Below are 14601 nucleotides of genomic sequence, written 5' to 3'. Positions count from 1 at the left end.
TACAGAGCGCTCCGTCGACGCACGGCCTGTACCACTTGCGGGACCGAGGCACGAATGCAGGACGGAATCAGGGACAACCGGCCCGCAGAACGTGCTGGCGTCCTGCACGTGGCGCCGGGCGACACCGAACAGACCGGACTCAGTACCCGGCGAAGGCGTCTGTCGTGAGCGACCGCGCCTTCTGCAGGGCGGGAGCGAGGTCGGCGATCAGCCGCGGCGGGCCGGAGATGTAGGAATGCCTCTCGCCGATGTCCGGGACGTAGTGCTCGAGAGCCGCCGCGTCGAGGCGCACACCCTGGGCCCAGGTCCAGCGCGAGGGCAGGTCGACAGGCTCGTCCCGGGTGAACACGATCACGCGCGCACCGGTCGCGGCCAGCTCATCGCGGAACGCGAGCTCCGAGCTGTCGGATGCCACGTAGACGAGAACCACGTCACGCTGCTGCTCGGTCAGCATCAGCTGTCGCAGTTGCGACACGAACGGCGTGACGCCGATGCCCGCGGCCACCATCAGCACCGGGGTCTCGGCGCGTGGAAGCAGGAAGTCGCCCCATGTGCCGGTCACCGCGAGCGCAGCACCCGGCTCGGCGGCCGCCAGCGCGCGCTTGTAGCTCGAGGGATGCTTCTGATCGCCGTCCTTGTAGGCGATGCGCAGCGTCGGGAGGTCGGCGGGCGCCGAGACGATGCTGAACTCGCGACGGGTTCCGCGCGCATCCGGGCGGGAGTGCGGCACGTCCAGCTCGAGGTACTGCCCCGGCAGGAACTTCAGCGTGCCCTTCGCGTGGAACGTCAGCTCCTGAGCCGTCGGCGTGATGAACTGCCGCTTCTCGAGCACGAGACGCACGGATCCGCGCAGCGCGAAGGCGAAGGCCAGGAGGTTTCCGATGAGCAGAGCACGCTCCTGCCCGAGCGTGAAGAGGCCGCCGATCGCGATCGGCCAGCCGGCGAGCACGCCGACGAGAACTGCCACCGAGAACTGCTGCCACCGGCGCGGCGGCAGAGTCAACGGCTCCGACAGCATGAACGCACCGAGGAACAGGAACGGAGACTGCAGGATCGCGAACGAGAGGGCGGAGCCGGCGTCGAAGTCGATCGCGAACTCCTGCGCCTGCACGGCCTGACGAAGGACCGAGACGGCGATGGCGACGACGAGGAACACGACGACGATCCGCACCTTCTCGGTGCGCCACAGCACGGCGAGCCCGAGGATCAGGACGGGGATGAAGAGTGACGGGGTGCCCACCCACCAGGACGACGAGGTCCCGAGCCATTCGAACGCTCCGAACGACCCGAGGATCGACACGACGGCAGCGCCGAACGCCGCCGGGTTGAGGATGTGCCGACCTCGCCACGCGATCAGGTACTTGGAGAGGCTCGCGACGCCTCCGGCGATGGCGAGGCCGAGCAGGGCATTCGGCTCGATGCCGGGGCGGAGCACGAAGAGCAGGATCAGCGCGGTGACCAGCGACGACTCGATACGCCATGGAAGGCGCAGGATTCGCTGGGCCGCTGCGTCCACCAGCGAGATGACCATGGCCAGGACGACGAAGGATGCGAGGATCTCGACGGGCGTGGGTGAGACGATCACGCCGAGAGCTGAGAGCACCACAGCGATGAGCGCCAGCGTCAGCAGCGCGAACAGCACCAGGCGATACATCGAGATGCCGCCGAGCAACGCAAGGACCCGCTGCCGCAGTGCGGTGATGGAGGTGATCACAGGTCTACTCTTCCCTACTTCGTTGATTCAACGGCGGGTGGTGAACAGCTGAGCGGGGCAGCCGGTCGAGCGTTCCGCCCGCCCGTCGGTCGTCATCCGCACCCACTCCACGCCCCACGATGCGGCGATCTCGGGCCCGCCCTCGAAGAACAGGGCAGTCGCGACAGCGTCCGCTCGCATCGCGTCGGGGGCGATCGCCCACGTGGCCGCCCATGTCCGCACGGGCACGCCGGTGCGAGCGTCGAGGACGTGATGCAGTCCGTCGCCCCACGCACGGCGATTGACCGCCGAGGCGCACAGCGCGGCATTCTGCAGTTCGATCACTCCGATCGCCTTCGTCGGGTCGTATGGATGCTCCAGGCCCACCCGAACGACATCACCGCGAACTCTCATGTCACCGCCGGCATCGACCACGACACTCCCGGGAACGTCGGACAGCACCGCGGCGACGACGTCGACGAGGCGTCCCTTGCCCAGGGCGCCGACATCGAGCAGGGCGGGAACGGATGCCGTGGCCTCCCCCGGCGTCCAGTCCAGCAGGGACGTCCAGTCGCCGGGCGCAGCGACGGGATCGTGCGCGACGAGCGAGTACGACGAGTCGTAGCCCAGGGCCGACAGGCTGTCGGCGACGAGCGGGTTGACCGCCCCGTGGGTCGCGCGGGACAGCTCGCGGAAGGCATCGAGCATGGTTCCCGCATCAGGCGAGGAGATCGAGCCGCCGTCACGGCCGACCCGGGTGACCGAGGAGTCGTCACGGAACCGCGACCACTCTCGGTCGAACCGGTCGATCTCGGCCCCGACTCGCTCACGGTCATGCTCGTCGAGCTCGTGCGACGTCTCGATCTCCCAGGCCGTGCCGATCGCGTCGAAACGCCAGATCGCCATACGTGGTCAGGCGCCTCAGGCGGCCGCCTGCTCCTTGATCGACTCGACGGCCTCGTTGAACCCGCCGCTGGTGAGCGACGATCCGGCCACTCGACTGACCTCGATCTCGTCGAGCGACTTGCCCACGACCTCATCCGAGATCCCGTCGATGAACTGCCCCTGGTACTGCTCGCTCTCGCGTGCCTGCGGGTCACCGGTCACCTCGACCTCGGTGACCAGGCCGTCGGCGACGGTGAGGGTCACGCTGATCTTCTCGACCGTCTCGGGGGTCTGGTACGAACCGTCGGCCGTGTACGTGCCGTCGGTGTAGTCGCCGCTCGTCGATGCGCCCGAATCCGTCGACTCGGTGCTCGTGTCGGTGGACTGGTCTTCGGCATCCGCGGTGCCGGAGCAACCGGCGAGCACGAGGAGCCCGGCGACGCCGACCAGGGCGGCGCTCTTGCGAACAGAAGTCGGTACAGTCGTGCGGATCATGATGGTCCTCCCGGCCTTGATCGATGTGTTGATTCGACCGTAGGGAGCCCGTCTATGTGCAGGCTGTGCCCGATATATGAGTCGCTTACGCGTCTCCGCCGAACATGCTCGTGACGGATCCGTCTTCGAAGACCTCGTGGATCGCACGCGCGAGCATCGGGGCGATCGGGAGGACCGTCAGCTTGTCCCAGCGACGCGACTCGGTGAGCGGGATCGTGTCGGTGATCACGACCTCGTCGATCGAGGCGTCCTGCAGACGCTCGGAGGCCGGATCGCTGAAGATCGCGTGCGTCGCGGCGACGATCACGCGATGCGCGCCGTTGGCCTTGAGCGCCTGCGCGGCCTTCACGATGGTTCCACCGGTGTCGATCATGTCGTCGACGAGCAGGCAGGTGCGACCCTCGACCGCTCCGACGATCTCGTGCACCGAGACCTGGTTCGCGACCTTCGGGTCGCGTCGCTTGTGGATGATCGCCAGCGGGGCGCCGAGGCTGTCGGACCATGTGTCGGCCACGCGGACACGACCCATGTCGGGCGAGACGACCGTGAGGATCTCTCGGTCGGCGGGGCTCAGCGTGCGCTGGAAGTACTCGAGCAGCACGGGCTTGGCGAACAGGTGGTCGACGGGACCGTCGAAGAAGCCCTGGATCTGTGCGGCGTGCAGGTCGACGCTCATCACGCGGTCTGCGCCGGCGGTCTTCAGCAGGTCGGCGACGAGGCGGGCGCTGATCGGCTCACGGCCGCGGCCCTTCTTGTCCTGACGTGAATACGGATAGTACGGGGCGACGACGGTGATGCGCTTGGCGGACGCGCGCTTCGCCGCGTCGATCATGATGAGGGTCTCCATGAGCCACTCGTTGACCGGCTCACCGAAGGTCTGGATCAGGAAGAGGTCGCAGCCTCGGATCGACACCTCGAACCGGGCGTAGATCTCACCGGATGCGAAGGTGCGGTGCTCGGTCGGCACGACCTCTGTCCCGAGCGACGCGGCCACCGCCGCGGTGAGCTCGGGGTGCGATCGACCACCTGCGACCACGAGTCGCTTCTTGGTCTTGGCAACGAGACCCGGAGCGATGCCGTTGTCCCTGTCCAGATCGACCGTCTTCTTCTTGCGCGCCATCGTTCTGCCTACTCCGCCACTCGGGTTCGGGCTGCGGCGTCTGCCGCGCCCGTGCCTGCCCTGTTCTTCTCGACCCAACCCTCGATGTTGCGCTGAGGGGCGACGCTCATGGCAAGGGAGCCGGCGGGGACGTCCTTGCGGACGACAGCGCCAGCACCTGTCTTGGCGCCGGCTCCCAGCCTAACGGGCGCGACGAGGGTCGTGTGCGAGCCGGTGTGCACCTCGTCCTCGACCACCGTGCGGTGCTTGTTCACGTCGTCGTAGTTCGCGGTGATCGTGCTCGCACCGAGGTTGACGCCTCGCCCGATGGTCGCGTCTCCGACGTATGACAGGTGCGGCACCTTGCTGCCTTCGCCGATCTCGGCGTTCTTGGTCTCGACGTAGGCGCCGATCTTGCCTCTGGCCCCCAGGACGGTGCCCGGCCGCAGGAACGAGAACGGTCCGACCGTGGCCTCGGCACCGATCACCGCGAGCGTCGCATCGGTGCGGCGGACGATCGCGTCCTCTCCCACCTCGCAGTCGACGAGGGTGGTGTCCGGTCCGATGATGGCACCCTCGGCGATCGTCGTCGCCCGCAGGATGTGCGTGTTCGGGAGGATGGTGACGTCGGGCGCGAGGGTCGCGTCGTCGTCGATCCACGTCGTCGCAGGATCGATCACGGTGACGCCCTCGAGCTGCCAGCGCCGCACGATGCGGCGGTTGAGCAGACGACCGACCTCCGCGAGCTGAGCGCGGTCGTTGACGCCGTAGGTGACGGTGACGTCGGAGACGACGGATGCCGCCACACGGCTGCCATCGCGGCGGAGGAGCCCCGGCACGTCGGTCAGATACATCTCGCCCTGCGCGTTGTCGACGCCCACCGACGGCAGGTACTTGCGGAGCGTCGAGACGCGGAACACGTACATGCCCGCGTTGATCTCGCTGACGGCAGCTTCTTCGGTCGTCGCATCCTTCTGCTCGACGACGCGATCGACGCCGCCGTCGGCGTCGCGGATGACGCGGCCGTAGCCGGTCGGGTCCTCGACCACGGCGGTCATGAGGGTCGCCTCCGCCTGCGCGGCGCGGTGCGCGTCGAGGAACGAGCCCAGCGTGTCCGCATCCGCGAGAGGGCAGTCGCCCGAGAGCACGAGCACGTCGCCGTCGAAGTCGGCAGGGAGCGCGTCGACAGCCACCTGCACTGCGCGTCCGGTGCCGGGGACGTCGTCCTGATCGATGAAGACCGCGGTCGGGTAGTCCTTCTCGAGTGCGGCGACGACCTGGTCGCGTTCATGCCGCACGACGACCTCGATGTGATCGGCGCCGAGTCGCGTCGCGGTGGTCAGCACGTGGCCGACGAGCGGACGCCCGCCGATCGGATGCAGCACCTTCGGAAGACGCGAGCGCATGCGGGTGCCCTGGCCTGCGGCGAGGACGATGATCGCGAGATTGTTCCCAGTCATGCTCCGCCGCCAGGACTCGAACCTAGACCTAACAGCTCCAAAGGCTGTCGTGCTGCCATTACACCACGGCGGACCGCGGCCCCCGAGGGCGCCGCGGATCAAGTCTGCCACGTCCACCTGCGTGCTACCGGCGATAATGGACGGATGACTGAGGCGGATGAGGTTGATCGGATCGTCGGCGCCTGGAACACCCAGCGCCCCGACCTCGACTTCTCGCCTCTCGAGGTGCTGTCGCGGATGGATCGCCTGACCAGGCTGCTCGACCGGGCTCGCAGAGATGTGTTCCGACGCAGCGACCTGGAGGCCTGGGAATGGGACGTGCTGTCGGCTCTGCGCCGCGCGGGCGCGCCCTTCCAGCTCTCCCCCAAGCAGCTGCTGCAGCAGACGCTGGTGTCGAGCGGCACCATGACCAATCGCATCGACCGTCTGGTCGGCCGACGTTTCGTGCGACGGGAGGGCGACCCGGACGACGGCCGCAGCGTGCTCGTGACGCTCACGGACGACGGACGCATCCGGGTGGATGCCGCGATCACGCGCCTCGTCGACGTCGAGGACGACCTGCTGCAGGCGCTGTCCCGCGGTGACCGCGATCGGCTCGCTGCGCTGCTGCGCAAGCTGAGCCTGAGCTTCGACGCGTGAGGGGCTGACGGATGGGCATGCTCTCCCCTCTTCCGGTGCGCGACGGCGTCGGCGCGACGCGTCTGCACGTGCCGATGAGCGGCGAATGGCCGACCGTCGGCGCGTACATGATCGAGCGCTTCTTCCACCTCGATCCCGAGGGGCTGCTCAGCCGCTTCGATCGCGGTGAGATCGTCGCCCGCGACGGCACCCTCTCGCACGGGACACGCCCTTGGGGGTCGAGGAGTTCATCTGGTACTACCGCGACCCGCCCGTCGAGACCCGTCTCCCCGTGGAGATCGAGGTCCTCCATCAGGACGACGATCTGGTGGTCATCGACAAGCCGCATTTCCTGCCCACCATCCCCGGCGGGAAGTTCCTGCAGAACTCGGCGCTGATCCGACTGCGCAACCTTCTCGACAACGACGAGCTCGCCCCCATCCACCGCTTGGACAGGGCCACGGCAGGAGTGCTGATGTTCTCGGCGCGACCGGCCACGAGAGGGCCGTATCAGCTGCTCTTCGAGACGCGGCAGGTGCAGAAGGTGTACGAGGCCGTGTCGGCTCGTCCGGCCGACTGGGATGCCTCACGATTCCCGCTCGTCTACCGCAACCACATCGTGAAGCTCCGCAATGAGCTGAAGGTCCAGGTCGACGACGAGCGGGAGCCGAACGCCGAGACGCAGATCGATGTGATCGATGCCGACGATCGCGTCGTGCACACGCTCCTGCACCCGCACAGCGGCAAGATGCATCAGCTCCGCGTGCATCTCGCCGCGCTGGGGCTCGGCATCCTGAACGATCCGTTCTACCCCGAGTTGCGTGGCGAGAAGCCCGACGACTTCGAGAAGCCGATGCAGCTGCTCGCGCGCGAGCTGCACTTCGTCGATCCGCTGAGCGGCGCGCCGCGGGTCTTCACCACGACGCGCACGCTGCAGGAGGCTCCCGTCAGCGCCGCATGATCCTGCGCGCGAGCCACGTGCCGAGCATCTGCACGAGGTGGACGAAGACGACGATGAGGACGATCGCCGTCCACATGACGACCGGCTCGAACTGCCGGAAGCCGTAGATCTGGGCGAACGCGCCGAGGCCGCCGCCGCCGATGAGGCCTGCCATCGCGGTCATGTCGATCAGTGCCACCACGATGAACGTGTAGCCGAGGATCAGCGGTCCGAGCGACTCGGGGATCGCGACCGTGAACAGGATGCGCGCGGGACCTGCGCCCATGGCGCGCGCGGCTTCGATCACGCCGGGCGACACCGACACGAGGTGCTGCTCGACGATGCGGCCGATGGCGAACGCCGCGGCCAGACCGATCATGAACGCGCCGGCCGTGGTGCCGATGCCGGTGCCGACCACCGCGCGGGCGAACGGCTGCGCCACGGCGACGAAGAGCACGAACGGGATCGGGCGGAAGAAGTTCACCCCGAGGTTCGCGATGACCGACACGGCCCGGTTCTCGGCGAGCCCGCCCGGACGGGTGACATACAGGATGACGCCGATCGCGAGACCGAGGATGCCGCCCAGCACGAGTGCGAACGACGTCATGTACAGGGTCTCGAGGGCGGCCTTCCAGAGGTCGGGCCACAGTTCGTTCAGACGATCCATCAGCGTGCCTCCTCTTCTGCGATCTCGGTGACTTCGACGCGCTGGCCGATCTGCCCGAGGGTGCGGTCGATCACGGCGCTCTCACCGCGGATCGCGAGTGTGAGGTGGCCGAAGGCGCGCCCCCGGATATCGTTGATCCCGCCGTACACGAGCTCGAAGTCCAGTCCGGCGCCGGCGAGGTCGAGGAAGACCTGAGCCTGCGACGAGTCGCCGTCGCGGAACGAGAACGTGACGAGGCGGCCCCGGTGGCGCTCCCGCAGCACGCCGAGCTCAGACGGCGACGGGATACCTTTCACGACCGTTCCGACGAAGCGCTGCGAGGCCGGATTCTGTGGGGCCGAGAACACGTCGAAGACATCGCCCTGCTCGATCACCCGTCCGTTCTCCATGACCGCGACCTTGGTGGCGATCGTCTGGATGACGTCCATCTCGTGGGTGATGACGACGATCGTGACGCCCTGCTCCTGGTTGACCCGCTTGAGCAGGTCGAGCACCTCATGCGTGGTCTGCGGGTCGAGTGCGCTGGTGGCCTCGTCGGCGAGGAGGATGGCCGGGCCGGTGGCGAGGGCGCGGGCGATGCCGACGCGCTGCTTCTGGCCACCGGAGAGCTGTTCGGGGTACGCCTTCGCCTTGTCGGCCAGGCCCACGAAGCTCAGCAGCTCGGCGACCCGCTTCTCGATGTCCGGCTTCGACCATCCGGCCAGCTTGAGCGGGTAGGCGATGTTCGCCTTGACGCTGCGCGAGGAGAACAGGTTGAACTGCTGGAAGATCATCCCGATGCCGCCGCGGACCTTGCGCAGCTCGCTCTCCTTGAGAGCTGTGATGTCGACGTCGTCGACGGTGATGGTCCCGCTCGTCGCCGGCTCGAGCGCGTTGATCAGTCGTACGAGCGTGGACTTGCCTGCGCCCGAGTATCCGATGATCCCGAAGACGTCGCCCTTCTCGATCGACAGGGTCACGTCGTCCACGGCCACGACCTCGGACTCGTCGCGCGTGCGGGAGGGGTAGGTCTTCGAGACATTCGTCAGGGTGACGATCGGCATGCGGTGCTCCGGTCTGTCTGCTTCGGGAACGAAGAATCGGGTGACGCACGAAGCGCCACCCGATTCTCCCTCATCGGACGGGGGTGTCAGCCACCCCGGTCGTCCTACTTGTTGGCCTCGGTGTCCTTCTGGACCTTCTCGAGCGAGGCGACGAGATCCTCGACCGGGGTCTGCAGCGGCACGGCGGTGTCACCCGACGACTCGAGCAGGCCGGCCTGGACGTCCTCATTGGTCTGGAAGATCTCGACGAGCTTGAGGTACGTCTCGTTGTCGGCGCCCTCGGCGCGGGCCGCGAAGATGTTCACGTACGGCAGCGCGTTCGGGTCTTCAGGGTCGTCCTGAGCGATCGCGTCCTCGAAGGTCAGACCCGCATCCTCGACGAAGTCGTTGTTGATGATCGCCGCCGCGACGTCGGGCAGCGACGTCGGGATCAGCGCGGCCTCGAGCGCGGTGACCTCGACCTTGGACTTGCCCGTGTCGATGTCGGAGAGGTCGGAGAAGATCGTGCCGCCGCTCTTGAGCTCGATGAGTCCGGCCGACTGCAGCACGAGCAGCGCGCGAGCCTGGTTCGATGCGTCGTCGGGAACCGCGACGGTCTCCCCCTCGGGGATGTCGTCGACATCGTCGTACTTCTGCGAGTACAGGCCCAGCGGGTAGATCGCCGTCGAGCCGACCGGCGTCAGGTCGGAACCTGATGCCGTGTTGTACTCGGCGAGGTACACGATGTGCTGGAACTGGTTGAGGTCGATCTCACCCTCGGTCAGAGCGGGGTTCGGCTGCTCGTACGAGCCGAAGTCGACGAGCTCGACCGTGATGCCCTCGTCAGCGGCTGCCTCGACGAAAGGAGCCCACTGTGCGTCTCCCTTGCCGACGACACCGATCTTGACGGTCTCGTCCTCGGAGCCGCCGGAACCGGCGTCGGACGATGCGGTCGCGCAGCCTGCGAGTGCGACGAAGAGCGGGACCGCGGCGAGCGCGGCGATGACGGATGTGGTCCGACGGGATGCTGTGATGGACATGAGTGTTCGGGTTCCTCTCTTGGGGGACTCGAATACGTTAGGCAGGGCGACGCGCTGCGCGACAATCGAGTGTCACAGAGCGTCACAGCTCTCAGTCGTAGTCCTCGATGCCCTGCAGCCGGACCTGTTCGAGGTCGAGTCGTGCCGAGATCCGACGGACCACGAGGTCGTCGACCGTCCCGTCTCTGCGCAGTCCGAGCAGCACCTCGCGTTTGCGGTCGATGAGCGCGAGCTTGAGGCGCGTGTGCTCCTCGTGACGCAGCAGCGGCGACCGCTGCATGACGTCGACGTCGGCCGAGGTGGCGATCATCTGCAGAGTCCTGACCTCGCCGTCCGCGAGCTCACCGTCGTCGCCGACACGAGTCGCGTCCGGCAGTCGCAGCGCGACCGACGCCTCCGCGGCACCGGCATCCGCTCCCCGTTCATCTGCTGGCCGCCGCCCAGCGGATCGGGCTCGTCGAGCATGACGTCGAGCGCCTGGGCCTCGGCATCGACGATCGCCTGCTCGCGCGCCAGCGCACGCGCGTTCGAGAACTCGAGCATCTGGTAGCCCTCGGCACGCACCTTGTCTCGGATCTCCTGGCCGACGCCGTGCTCGACGGCGAGGTCGTCGAGGGCGGCCAGTGCCGCGCCCGAGATCGTCCGCTCGGCGAGCTCGTACTCCTCGGCCTCCATGTGATCGACCGGGAAACGTGCCCAGCGAACGATCGCCGGCAGCAGCGGCCCCTGTACGAGCAGACTGAGCAGGATCACTCCCGCCGTGACGAACACGATCTCGTCGCGTCCGGCGATCTCGCCCTCGGTCGCGCTGGCGGCCGGAACCGACAGCGCGATCGCGAGCGAGACGGCACCCCGCATGCCTGCGACCGTCGACACCGCCATCGATCGCGCCTTGGCACCACGGGACGGAAGCGCCGGATTGCGTCGCTGGAAGGGCGCGTTCAGCAGCTGGAAGAGATATCTGACGACGAGCAGCGTCCCCCACACCGCGAGGGTGATGAGCACGAGCCGGCCGATCGCTGCCGCGGAGATCTCATGTGCGACGAACTGCACCTCGAGCCCGATCAGCACGAACAGCGCTCCGTTGAGCAGGAAGACGCCGAACGGCCATGCGGCGTCGGCCTGCCGCCGCGACGAGGCTGTCGTCACCCGGGGCGATACATAGGCGACGATGAGACCGGCGACGACGACGGCCAGCACGCCGGAGGCGTGCACGATCTCCGCGAGGAGGAACGCGCTGAACGGGATGAGCAGCAGCGCGACGTTGATGACGATCGTCGAAGAGGTACGACGCAGCAGCAGGTACCCGAGGCCTGCGATCACGACACCGGCCGCTACTCCTCCGACATAGGAGGTGAGCACCGACATCGTCACCGACAGCGGCGTGATGTTGCCGCCGAGAGCCAGCGAGACGGCGATCGCGTAGAGCACGAGCGCGGTTCCGTCGTTCGTGAGGCTCTCGGCCTTGAGCTTCATGAACATGCGCCGGGGCAGCAGCCTGCCGAGGGCTGCCACGGCCGTCGCATCCGGCGGGGCCACTGCGGCGCCGAGGATCAGCGCGGTCTCCCACGGCATCCCGAACAGCAGACCGATGCCCGCGACGGCGAATGCGGATGCCACGACGAGCACCGTGCTCATCGGGAGGATGTAGCGGAAGTCACGGCGGATCGATCGCAGCGAGGTCGTGAGGCTCTCCCAGAACAGCATCACCGGGAGGAACAGCAGCAGGACCGTCTCAGGGGGCAGCTGGATCTCACGGAGCTGCGGGACGAAGCCGAGCAGGAGTCCGAAGATCACGAGTACGAGCGGCAGCGCGAGTCGAACGCGCGGCGCGATCAACGTGCCCACGAGGATCGTGAGTCCGATCAGGACGGTGACCTCGAGTCCTTCCATCTGAACCTCCCGGGTACCGCAGGATCAAGCTGTGCGATCCCGGCTGGCATCGAACCCCGCCAAGAGCACAGCGCATTCGACTGCCACCGTATTCCCGCGAGGGCGGAAGGGCCAGACCTCTCGTCAGTCGAGCTCTTCGGTCAGCTCGAACCAGCGGAGTTCGAGTTCCTCGATCTCGGCCTGCTGGTCGCTGATCGCCTTCATCTTGTCGCCGAGGCCGGCGAAGTCCGACTGGTCGTGATCCGCCAGAGCGGTCTTCGCCTTGTCGACCTGCTGCGTGAGCTTCTGGATGCGGCGCTCGAGCGACGAGACCTCTTTCTGGGCGGCGCGCAGTGCGGCGCCGTCGAGGCTGGGGGCCTTCTTCTCGGTGTTGACGGCCGTCTGCGACCTGCCCGGTGCCGAGGTCTGCAACTGGCGCAGGCGCAGGTACTCGTCGACGCCGCCGGGCAGGTGCCGCAGGTGGCCGTCGAGGATCGCGAACTGCTGATCGGTGACGCGCTCGAGGAAGTACCGGTCGTGACTGACCACCAGCAGGGTCCCCGACCACGAATCGAGCAGATCCTCGATGGCCGCGAGCATGTCGGTGTCCAGGTCGTTGGTGGGCTCGTCGAGGATCAGCACGTTGGGCTGGTCGAGGAGCACGAGAAGCAGCTGCAGGCGGCGCTGCTGACCTCCGGAGAGATCCTTCACGGGGGTGGAGAGCTGCGCGGAGTCGAAGCCGAGCCGCTCGAGGAGCTGGCCCGGCGTGAGCTCCTGCGCCTTCGAGCCGGATCCCATCGTGTACGAGGTGCGCAGTCGCGAGATCACGACACGCACCGGCTCGCGTCGGACGTCCTCGAGTTCGTCGAGGCGCTGCGTGAGCGTCTTCACCTTCACGGTCGTGCCGCGCTTCACACGGCCGACGGTGGGCTCGACGGTGCCCGAGATCAGCCCGAGCAGCGTCGATTTGCCAGCGCCGTTCACACCGAGGATGCCGGTGCGCTCCCCCGGCGCGATGCGCCACTCGACGTCGCGGAGGACTTCGCGGGTGCCGCCGTCGGCGGTCGGATAGGTCACTCCGACGTCGAGCAGGTCGACGACGTCCTTGCCGAGACGAGAGACGGCGAGCGACTGCAGGGAGACCTTGTCGCGGATCTCCGGCACGTCGGCGATGAGCTCGTTGGCCGCATCGATGCGGAACTTCGGCTTCGCGGTTCGCGCGGGTGCGCCTCGACGGAGCCACGCGAGCTCCTTCTTGGCGAGGTTCTGACGCTTGGCCTCTGTCGCCGCCGCCATGCGGTCGCGCTCGACCCGCTGCAGGATGTACGCCGCATAGCCGCCCTCGAAGGGCTCGACGATGCGGTCGTGCACCTCCCAGGTCTCGGTGCAGATCTCGTCGAGGAACCACCGGTCGTGAGTCACGACCATGAGCGCTCCGGAGTTCGGGCTCCACCGCTTCTTGAGGTGTCCGGCGAGCCAGGTGATGGCCTCGACGTCGAGGTGGTTGGTGGGCTCGTCGAGCGCGATGACGTCCCAATCCCCCGTCAGCAGCTTGGCGAGCGAGACGCGTCGGCGCTGGCCTCCGCTGAGGGAGCCGATCTCCGCATCCCAGGGCAGGTCCTTCAGCAGTCCCTCGATCACGTCGCGGATGCGCGGGTCGCCGGCCCACTCGTACTCCGGGGTGTCACCGACGACCGCCGCGCTGATGGTCAGGTCGTCGCTGAGGGTGTCGGCCTGGTCCAGGACGCCGATGGTCGTGCCGCCTCGCACCGTGACGCGGCCCGAGTTCGGCTCCTTGATGCCGGCGAGCATTCCGAGGAGGCTCGACTTGCCGTCGCCGTTGCGGCCGACGATGCCGATGCGGTCACCTTCTTCGATGCCGAGGGTCACGGAGTCGAAGACGACCCTCGTCGGATATTCGAGATGAAGGGCTTCTGCCCCGAGAAGATGTGCCATGTCACTCCCCAGGGTAGTCGCGCGGTCTGGGTGGCCCGGTCAGCCTCCTGTCACGGCTGCCTCGTCATCCGGCACCCTGCGCACGAGCGCGCCGGCCGAACAGCTCCGGGAGCGACGCCGTGAACTCCTCGAAGTGGCTGTACCAGACAGTGTGCGCGGCTCCGGGGATGCTGCGCACGTCGATGCCGTTCGCCTCGAACCGGGTGACGTCGGCGGCGGTCACCCAGTCGCTCGGGTCGGCGCGGACGATGATCGACCCCGGGTCGGGAAGCCACATGTGATCGCGGCCGCAGGAGACGGATGCCATCGTCGTCGGGTCGAAGCGGCGGGCGGCGAGTGCCTCGATCTCGGCATCCCTCTCCGAGTAGAACGGACGCGAGGCACGGAGGTTCTCCGGCGACTGTCGCGCTTCGCGATCGCGGGCGTACCGCTCGATGAGATCGTCACGGTCGCTGCCGCCGGGGAGGACGAGTGCGGCATCGACATAGATGCCCGGTTCAGGTCGGAGCAGCGGGGCCGCCTGTGCGAGCACGCTCGCACCGAAGGAGTGTCCGACGGCCGCGAGCGGCCGCCCCGGGGCGAGACTTCGGACGGTCTCGACCACCGACGATGCGGCCCGCTCGATCGTCAGACGCGGGTCTCGCGGGGACAGACCGTGACCGGGGAGATCGATCGCCAGCACACGGAAGCCCTGTGCAGCGAGCACCGGCATCACACGCCACCAGCTGTCGGCCGAGCCCATCATCCCGTGGAGCAGAACCACCGTACGGGGGCCGTCGCCGACGTCGACGGCGTGAAGGAGCATGACGTCAGTGTCGCATGAGTCATCACTCTTCCGGGATCATGTCGGTTCG

General features: G+C 67.7%; 13 protein-coding genes, 1 tRNA gene and 1 pseudogene. 2 read left to right on the top strand and 13 right to left on the bottom strand.

Annotation, left to right across the window (positions count from 1 at the left end; translation table 11 throughout):
- Nucleotides 1-139: 139 nt before the first annotated feature.
- The 6 genes from ACZZZQ_RS13725 to ACZZZQ_RS13700 form a co-directional block, all read right to left on the bottom strand.
- Nucleotides 140-1714, bottom strand: coding sequence for an FAD-dependent oxidoreductase (locus ACZZZQ_RS13725; RefSeq protein ID WP_463507768.1), 1575 nt, complete (start codon nt 1712-1714; stop codon nt 140-142).
- A 27-nt stretch (nt 1715-1741) separates the two neighbouring features.
- Nucleotides 1742-2599, bottom strand: a complete 858-nt coding sequence (locus tag ACZZZQ_RS13720) for an FAD:protein FMN transferase (RefSeq protein ID WP_463507767.1) — start codon at nt 2597-2599, stop codon at nt 1742-1744.
- Between the two features lie 15 nt (nt 2600-2614).
- On the bottom strand, nt 2615-3073 hold the full coding sequence (locus ACZZZQ_RS13715) for an FMN-binding protein (RefSeq protein WP_463507766.1): 459 nt from the start codon (nt 3071-3073) through the stop codon (nt 2615-2617).
- Between the two features lie 85 nt (nt 3074-3158).
- Nucleotides 3159-4193, bottom strand: coding sequence for a ribose-phosphate diphosphokinase (locus ACZZZQ_RS13710; protein ID WP_053097056.1), 1035 nt, complete (start codon nt 4191-4193; stop codon nt 3159-3161).
- 8 nt (nt 4194-4201) lie between these two features.
- The gene (gene glmU / locus ACZZZQ_RS13705; protein ID WP_072591547.1) at nt 4202-5632 is read right to left on the bottom strand and encodes a bifunctional UDP-N-acetylglucosamine diphosphorylase/glucosamine-1-phosphate N-acetyltransferase GlmU; all 1431 of its coding nucleotides are present in this window, start codon (nt 5630-5632) and stop codon (nt 4202-4204) included.
- A 1-nt stretch (nt 5633) separates the two neighbouring features.
- Nucleotides 5634-5705 (bottom strand) — tRNA-Gln (locus tag ACZZZQ_RS13700).
- Between the two features lie 71 nt (nt 5706-5776).
- Here ACZZZQ_RS13700 and ACZZZQ_RS13695 point away from each other — a divergent pair.
- Together ACZZZQ_RS13695 and ACZZZQ_RS13690 are read left to right on the top strand one after the other, a co-directional pair.
- Nucleotides 5777-6271 (top strand): MarR family winged helix-turn-helix transcriptional regulator, encoded by a 495-nt coding sequence (locus tag ACZZZQ_RS13695; protein ID WP_463507765.1) that lies wholly within the window; start codon nt 5777-5779, stop codon nt 6269-6271.
- Nucleotides 6272-6288: 17 nt separating this feature from the next.
- Nucleotides 6289-7211 (top strand): annotated as a pseudogene (locus tag ACZZZQ_RS13690) (pseudouridine synthase).
- Here ACZZZQ_RS13690 and ACZZZQ_RS13685 read toward each other — a convergent pair.
- From ACZZZQ_RS13685 to ACZZZQ_RS13655, 7 genes are all read right to left on the bottom strand, one after another.
- Nucleotides 7198-7857: a methionine ABC transporter permease gene (locus ACZZZQ_RS13685; RefSeq protein WP_053097064.1), complete on the bottom strand. Its 660-nt coding sequence runs from the start codon at nt 7855-7857 to the stop codon at nt 7198-7200. The pseudogene ACZZZQ_RS13690 and the gene ACZZZQ_RS13685 sit on opposite strands and share 14 nt — an antisense overlap.
- Nucleotides 7857-8900 carry a methionine ABC transporter ATP-binding protein gene (locus ACZZZQ_RS13680; protein ID WP_463507764.1) on the bottom strand — a complete coding sequence of 348 codons (1044 nt, stop codon included), beginning with the start codon at nt 8898-8900 and terminating at the stop codon, nt 7857-7859. Before ACZZZQ_RS13680 ends, ACZZZQ_RS13685 begins: the two co-directional genes overlap by 1 nt.
- A gap of 104 nt (nt 8901-9004) precedes the next feature.
- Nucleotides 9005-9919 (bottom strand): MetQ/NlpA family ABC transporter substrate-binding protein, encoded by a 915-nt coding sequence (locus ACZZZQ_RS13675; protein ID WP_463507763.1) that lies wholly within the window; start codon nt 9917-9919, stop codon nt 9005-9007.
- 91 nt (nt 9920-10010) lie between these two features.
- Nucleotides 10011-10229: a hypothetical protein gene (locus ACZZZQ_RS13670; RefSeq protein ID WP_463507762.1), complete on the bottom strand. Its 219-nt coding sequence runs from the start codon at nt 10227-10229 to the stop codon at nt 10011-10013.
- Complete coding sequence (locus ACZZZQ_RS13665; RefSeq protein WP_463507761.1) at nt 10226-11812, bottom strand: Na+/H+ antiporter; 1587 nt, start codon at nt 11810-11812, stop codon at nt 10226-10228. Before ACZZZQ_RS13665 ends, ACZZZQ_RS13670 begins: the two co-directional genes overlap by 4 nt.
- A gap of 123 nt (nt 11813-11935) precedes the next feature.
- A complete protein-coding gene (locus ACZZZQ_RS13660; protein ID WP_056280025.1) occupies nt 11936-13747 on the bottom strand; it encodes an ABC-F family ATP-binding cassette domain-containing protein in 1812 nt (603 codons plus the stop codon).
- A 64-nt stretch (nt 13748-13811) separates the two neighbouring features.
- Nucleotides 13812-14552 carry an alpha/beta fold hydrolase gene (locus ACZZZQ_RS13655; protein WP_463507760.1) on the bottom strand — a complete coding sequence of 247 codons (741 nt, stop codon included), beginning with the start codon at nt 14550-14552 and terminating at the stop codon, nt 13812-13814.
- Nucleotides 14553-14601: the final 49 nt, after the last annotated feature.

This window comes from Microbacterium sp. AC132, assembly GCF_979258525.1.
The sequence above is the reverse complement of the archived record's forward strand: the minus strand, read 5'-3'. Positions and strand labels throughout refer to the sequence as shown.